The sequence below is a fragment of the uncultured Flavobacterium sp. genome (assembly GCF_963975005.1).
In the GTDB taxonomy this organism is placed as follows: Bacteria; Bacteroidota; Bacteroidia; order Flavobacteriales; family Flavobacteriaceae; genus Flavobacterium.
This window is the reverse complement of record NZ_CAXBFR010000141.1, coordinates 1-6900: the sequence shown is the minus strand read 5'-3', so window position 1 is coordinate 6900 and position 6900 is coordinate 1. Positions and strand designations below refer to the sequence as shown.

7 protein-coding genes are annotated in these 6900 nt (G+C 30.1%); all 7 read right to left on the bottom strand.

Annotation, left to right across the window (positions count from 1 at the left end; all coding sequences use genetic code 11):
• A partial coding sequence (locus tag AACZ53_RS13060; protein WP_339839282.1) for a DUF4249 family protein occupies nucleotides 1-223 on the bottom strand: 223 nt, incomplete at its 3' end.
• Between the two features lie 3 nt (nucleotides 224-226).
• Entirely contained in the window at nucleotides 227-2047 is a 1821-nt protein-coding gene (locus AACZ53_RS13055; protein WP_339839280.1) for a TonB-dependent receptor, read from the bottom strand.
• A complete protein-coding gene (locus tag AACZ53_RS13050) occupies nucleotides 1968-2981 on the bottom strand; it encodes a carboxypeptidase-like regulatory domain-containing protein (RefSeq protein ID WP_339839278.1) in 1014 nt (337 codons plus the stop codon). Before AACZ53_RS13050 ends, AACZ53_RS13055 begins: the two co-directional genes overlap by 80 nt.
• Before the next feature lie 16 nt (nucleotides 2982-2997).
• The gene (locus AACZ53_RS13045) at nucleotides 2998-3711 is read right to left on the bottom strand and encodes a hypothetical protein (RefSeq protein ID WP_339839275.1); all 714 of its coding nucleotides are present in this window, start codon (nucleotides 3709-3711) and stop codon (nucleotides 2998-3000) included.
• Nucleotides 3712-3854: 143 nt separating this feature from the next.
• Nucleotides 3855-6008, bottom strand: coding sequence for a polyribonucleotide nucleotidyltransferase (locus AACZ53_RS13040; protein WP_339839272.1), 2154 nt, complete (start codon nucleotides 6006-6008; stop codon nucleotides 3855-3857).
• A 136-nt stretch (nucleotides 6009-6144) separates the two neighbouring features.
• The gene (gene rpsO / locus AACZ53_RS13035) at nucleotides 6145-6414 is read right to left on the bottom strand and encodes a 30S ribosomal protein S15 (protein WP_026718332.1); all 270 of its coding nucleotides are present in this window, start codon (nucleotides 6412-6414) and stop codon (nucleotides 6145-6147) included.
• 113 nt (nucleotides 6415-6527) lie between these two features.
• Nucleotides 6528-6900 (bottom strand): GAF domain-containing protein (locus AACZ53_RS13030; protein WP_339839268.1); only part of this gene is annotated, 373 nt, incomplete at its 5' end.

Sequence of the window (6900 nt, the reverse complement as noted above, 5' to 3'; positions counted from 1 at the left end):
CGTCTGTTATATAAACTGTTGCATTAGTTTCAAAAGTTGGATCTTTTTCTTCTAATTGAAAAGTTCGAGTAATTTTTATTTCTTGTTTTTTTAATTCATTTGTAACAGTAGCTTCTATAACTAATACATCTTCAAAAGTATTATTTTGAATAGCATAAGGTTCTGTACAACTTGTAAAAATTGTAAAAAGACCTAATGTTATGTAAGTTACAAATTTCTTCACTTCTTAAAATTTAAAATTATAAGTAATAGTTGGAATTGGAATAGCGAATATAGATGTTTTGTAAGCTTTAATTTTTCCGTCATCCGTTACAAAAAACACTGAATATGGATTGTTTCTTCCTAAAACATTATAAATTGATATGTTCCAAAAACTATGCGCTAATTTTTTTAATTTATGATTTCCTTCAATATTAAAGCCAATATCCATTCTATAATAATCTGGAATTCTAAATTTGTTTCTATCACTATACAAAGTATAATTTGCATTTCCATATTGGTATGATCCAACAGGATATGTAATTGGTCTACCCGTTTGATAAATGAAGTTAGCAGAAAAGCTATATCGTTTAGTAAATCTATAGTTTAAAATGGCACTAAAATCATGAGGCTTGTCATAATTCGCTGCAAAATATTCACCATTGTTTACTTTTTGCTCATTAAATAGGCCGTCTAATTTTATAAAAGTTCTAGAATAAGTGTATCCAAGCCAACCGTTTAATCTTCCAGATTGTTTTTTAAGTAAAAACTCTATACCATAAGCTTTTCCTTCTCCTTGCAGTAATTCTGTTTCTACATTGGTGTTTAATACTAACTCAGCACCAACTTTGTAATCTAGAATGTTATTTAGTTTTTTATAATATCCTTCAACACTTAATTCATAAATGTTATTTTTAAAGTTTTTGTATAAACCTAAAGAATACTGTGATGCAGATTGTGGTTTGACATTTAAATCAGAAGTTTTCCAAGTGTCTAAAGGAGATTGTGTTGTATTACTTGATAAAAGATGTAAATACTGGTAAGTTCTGTCATAACCACCTTTAATTGCCATGTCTTCTGAAAGTTTAAAACGAGCAGAAATACGAGGCTCAAATCCGCCATAAGTTTTTATGGTTTCATTGTTTTTAAAAGTCTTTGTTTCCACAATTGTAGCTTCACTAATTGGTAGGCCTTCTTCATAAATGTTTTGAGTAGCTTCACCTAAAGACACAAAATAAGAATATCTAGCCCCAATATTAACAGTTAGTTTGTCGTTAACTTTAATTTGATCGTTAATAAAAATACCCGATTCTAATCCTTTTTCCCTATCTACTCTTTTAGCAATTATTAAAGATTGATCTCCTAAGGGTCTAATTTCTCCAGGGTCTAATTTATAATGCTTGGTCGAAATTCCATAATTAAATTTATGAGTTTCACTCAAGTTAGTATTAAACTTTAATTGCAATTGTGAGTCATTAATTTTATAACCATATTTAAATGAGTTTGATAAACCATTATTATAATCTATGTCAAATTTATATTGACTGTTTGATAGATTTAAAGTATAATTTGTTTTGTCATTTACTTTATGTTTCCATTTAACAGTTGCTAATGTGTTATTGTAATGATAAATGGAATCGGATGATATGCTAAATTCATCATCACTATAATAAAGTGTAGTTTCAAGTTCGTTTTTATCGTTTATTATGTGATTGTATTTTGCAATTCCATCATAAAAAGAGGCTTTACTATTTTGTAGTTGAGAATCTTTTAAAGAACGTAAAATCCAACCAGAATAGGTTGCTCTTCCGCCAATTAAAAGACTAGATTTGTTTTTGACTATTGGTGTGCTTACTGTTATGTTTGATGTTACTGGGCCAATTCCTCCTTCTCCAGAAAGTTTTTCTAAATTTCCGTTTTTTGTTGAAATATCAAATACAGAAGATAATCTACCTCCAAATTGAGAAGGAATGCTTCCTTTGTAAATGTCAGCACTTTTTATGGTATAAGCGTTTATAGAAGAGAAAAAACCAAAAAAAGTGAGCTGGATTATATAAAACAGCATCATCTAATAAAAATAAATTTTGGTCTTCTTTCCCACCACGTACATTAAATCCGGAAGAACCTTCTCCCACACTTTTTATTCCGGGAATTACTGTAGCAACTTTTAGTATATCTCTTTCACCAAGAACCATTGGCACACTTTTAATTTCTTCTGATGTAATGGTTGTGACACCACTGGTTACACTGTTAATATTTTGTTTTTCTTTTCCAGTTAATATAATTTCATCAAGTTGGTTGATTTTTTCGGTTACTGAAAAATTCAAATTCCCATGATTATACATCATTACTTTTTTAAATTCACCTAAATAATTTAAAGAAACTATTTCAATTTCATTTAAGCCAGCAGGAACACTAATTGAATATTTTCCATTATCATCAGTAACAGCATTTTTTAATTTATCGGAAGTTCTTACTACAATGTTGGGAATCGGTTCTCCTGTTTTTTCGTTTTTTATAATTCCAGATAACACATACGAACTTTGCGAACTGTTTTTTGATTCTTTACCAATTAATACAATAGAACTGCTTTTTTTGTTTTGATATTGTTGATAAAATACTGGATCATTGTTGTTGTTAATTGTCTCAGTTTTTACTGTGGTTGTTGTAATGATAGTTTCGGGAATCTTGTCATAAATGATGCTGTTTTTAGTAAGAATGATTTTATTACTGTCAATAAAAAAGTTTAAATTTGTTTCTCTAAAGGTGTGTTTTATAATTTCATCTAAACTAGCATTTACATAATTTTTAGATATATTTATATTATTTTCAGTAATCCAATCGTCGTTATAAAAAAACTTATAATTTGTTTCTGATTCAATATATTTAATTACATCAGAAATTTTAGAATCTTTAAATTCAACAGTAAAAGTTGGCTCTTCTACTTGAGAAAAAACAACTTGGGATAGAACAAAAAAGAAGAGGATGAATATGTTTTTCATATTTTTTAATAAAAAATTATTGGCTAATGTTTTTAAATAAACTAGTAAAGAATAAGGTTTTGTTCTTCTTTTTTAATTCTGAATTATTTTTGTAATACTCATTAATCATTTTCTTTTTATCAGGAAATTCATTAATGACACTTTTTTTAGATGTTATTCTGTTGAATTTTTTGTCTTTGTACACTATAAATTCACTTTCGTCGCTAAATTCTACTAAAATGTTTTTGCCTATAAAAATTTCTCTTTTGCTTTTGGAGTGTTTTATATATAAGGATAAGGTGTTATTTTTTATTTTTTCTTCATAAAAGCCTTTTATAAAATCCTTATTTTCAGACTCGATCTTGTCTAGATTGACAAAATTTAATTCATTTATTTTAAATGAATTCACATTTGATTTAATTAAATTTATTCCTGTTTTTTCTGAATTACCAGAAGACCTGTAAACTAATTCGTCATTGTAAGCATCATATTTTAAGAATAAGTCATAATATATTTGTCCTAGATAATTTAAAGAACCTGCAATATATTTTTCACTACTGTAATAAATGTCTTTATTGTCATTAATTCTGTAGTTATTATAATGAAATAAGCCATTTGTTACTGCTAAGTTTTCTTTACCAATAATGCTGTCATATGTTATTAAATAGTCTTCTTTTTCTTGCGCAAATAAGCCCAAAAAAGAGGTTAATAATAAATTACTAAATAAAAGGACTAATTGTATAGATTTCATGAAATTAACTTTTTATAAATATATAAAAAATATTTACAAAAAACCCATATAATGTAAGATTTTACCGAAAAAACAAAAATTCCGTTTTAAAATAATTAAAACGGAATTTTTTATGAATTAAATAATAAAACTAACCTTGAGGGTTATTCTTTTTTCTCAATCGGTCTCTCTTCTCTAGGAGGTCTAGGTAAAAGAGCCTTTCTCGAAACTTTTTCTTTTCTTGTTTTTGGATCAACTCCAAAGTATTTTACCATAAATACATCACCCATGTTTACTACATCAGTAACGTTTTCAGTTCTTTCCCAAGCTAATTCAGATACGTGTAATAAAACTTCGTTTCCTGGTGCGTCTGTATATTCTACAACAGCTCCAAAATCTAACATTTTAATTACTTTTACTTCATAAGCTTCACCAACTGTTGGTTTAAAAATGATTGAATCAATTTTAGCCATAACCGCAGCAATTCCATCTGGGTCAGTTCCTAAGATTTCAACAATTCCTTCTTCTGTAAGTGGGTCTTCATTGATAACAATTGTACAACCAGTAACTTTTTGTAATTCTTGAATCACTTTTCCACCAGGTCCAATTAATGCTCCAATAAATGCATTTGGAATTCTTCTTGTAATAATTTTTGGAGAATGCGCTTTCACATCTACTCTTGGTTGAGCTAATGTTTCCGTTAATTTTCCTAAGATATGTAAACGTCCGTCACGAGCTTGAGCTAATGCAGCTTCCATAATCTCGTATTTCAAACCGTCAATTTTGATATCCATTTGACAAGCAGTAATTCCTTCAGAAGTTCCAGTTACTTTGAAATCCATATCTCCTAAATGATCTTCATCACCTAAAATGTCAGATAAAACAGCATAACGATCTCCATCCGTAATTAATCCCATTGCAATTCCAGAAACAGGACGAATCATTTGAACTCCAGCATCCATTAATGATAATGTTCCAGCACAAACTGTTGCCATAGAAGAAGAACCGTTTGATTCTAAAACTTCTGAAACAACACGTATTGTATAAGGACAATCAGCAGGAATCATGTTTTTTAAAGCACGTTGTGCTAAGTTTCCGTGACCAACTTCTCTTCTTGAAGTTCCTCTTAATGGACGAGCTTCTCCAGTTGAAAATGGTGGGAAATTATAATGTAAATAGAATTTTTCTTCTCCTTGTTGTGAAGGTGAATCAATTTGGTTAGCTTCTCTAGAAGTTCCTAAAGTTGCAGTTGCCAAAGCTTGCGTTTCTCCACGTGTAAACAATGCAGAACCGTGAACAGAAGGTAAGTAATCTACTTCACACCAAATTGGTCTGATTTCTGTAGTTTTTCTTCCATCTAAACGTGTTCCTAAATCTAAAGTCACGTTACGAACAGCTTCTTTATTGGTTTTTTTGAAATATTTAGAAACTAAATCTCCATTTTCTGCCAATTCTTCTTCTGTAAATAAAGCTTTAACTTCTTCTTTAACTTCGTCAAATGCAGCCGAACGTTCATGTTTTGCAGAACCTTTACTTGCAATGGCGTAAATTTTATCGTAAGATGCTTCTTTTACTTTAGCGTAAATAGCTTCATCTTCTCTTTCTCCTTCGTATGTACGAACTTCTTTTTTACCAAAAGCAGCTTGTAAACGTAGTTGAGCAGAAATTTGGTTTTTGATGTGCTCATGAGCAAATTTAATTGCTTCAAGCATTTCAGCTTCTGAAATTTCTTTCATTTCACCTTCTACCATTGCGATAGAATCCATAGAAGCACCAATCATCATATCGATATCTGATAATTCTAATTGAGCACGACTTGGGTTTATGATGAATTTACCATCAATTCTTCCCACTCTAGCTTCAGAAATTAAAGTTTCAAAAGGAATGTCAGATAAAGCAAGAGCTGCTGATGCTGCTAAACCTGCTAATGCATCTGGCATAACGTCTTCATCGTAAGACATTAACTGAATCATAACTTGCACTTCTGCATGATAATCATCTGGGAAAAGTGGACGTAAAACACGGTCAACTAATCTCATTGTTAATACTTCGCTATCACTTGGTCTTGCTTCTCTTTTAAAGAAACCTCCAGGAAAACGCCCTGCAGCAGCAAATTTCTCGCGATAATCTACTGTTAAAGGTAAAAAGTCAATGCCTGGACTTGCTTTTCTAGAAGAAACAACTGTACCTAAAATAACAGTTTTTCCAATTCTAATTACTACAGAACCGTCTGCTTGTTTAGCTAAACGTCCTGTCTCGATTGTGATGTTTCTTCCATCACCTAAATCGATAGTTTCTACAAATAATTGTGGAATCATAATTTTTTTAATTCTTAATTAAACAAAGGGTTAGTTGTGTTGTAGTTGTGTGTAGTTGTTTGAAACCCAATGAAAAAACTGAACTTTTTCTACTATAAAACGTAAAATAAAAGGGGCACAAAGCCCCTAGTATAATTTATTTTCTGATGTTTAATTCTTTGATAATCTCACGATATCTCAAAATGTCTTTCTTAATTAGGTAATCAAGAAGACTTCTTCTTTTTCCTACCAAAAGAACTAATGAACGCTCTGTATTATAATCATGACGATTTTTTTTCAAGTGTTCTGTTAAATGTGAAATTCTGTGTGTGAATAACGCGATTTGTCCTTCTGCAGATCCTGTATTTTCTGCTTTTCCTCCGTGTTTAGCGAAGATTTCTGCTTTTACTTCTTTAGTTAAGTACATGCTAATATTGCTTTAAATGATTATTATGTATGAATTGTATGGTAGCAATTCGGGTGCAAAGATAGGAATAATTGTGAATTATGAATTATGAATTATGAGTTTTTTTATTTTCGTTAAAATAATTTTGCAACCTCTTGGTTCACAAACTCTAAAAAACGTTCGTCTGCTTCTGTGAAAGGATCAATAACATGTGAATCAATGTCAATTTGACCTATGTTTTTTCCATCTACAAATAAAGGAACGACAATTTCAGATTTTACTGTGAAGCTACAAGCAATATAATTGTCTTGAGCAGCAACATCTGGCACTACAAAATTGGCATTTGATTCAGCCACTTGACCGCAAATTCCTTTTCCAAATGGAATTACTGTATGATCTGTTTCAGCACCAACATAAGGTCCAAGATGTAATGTTTTAGTTTCATGATTTGCAAAATAAAATCCAACCCAATTATAATATGGAATTTCTTTTTCTAATAAAGCGCAA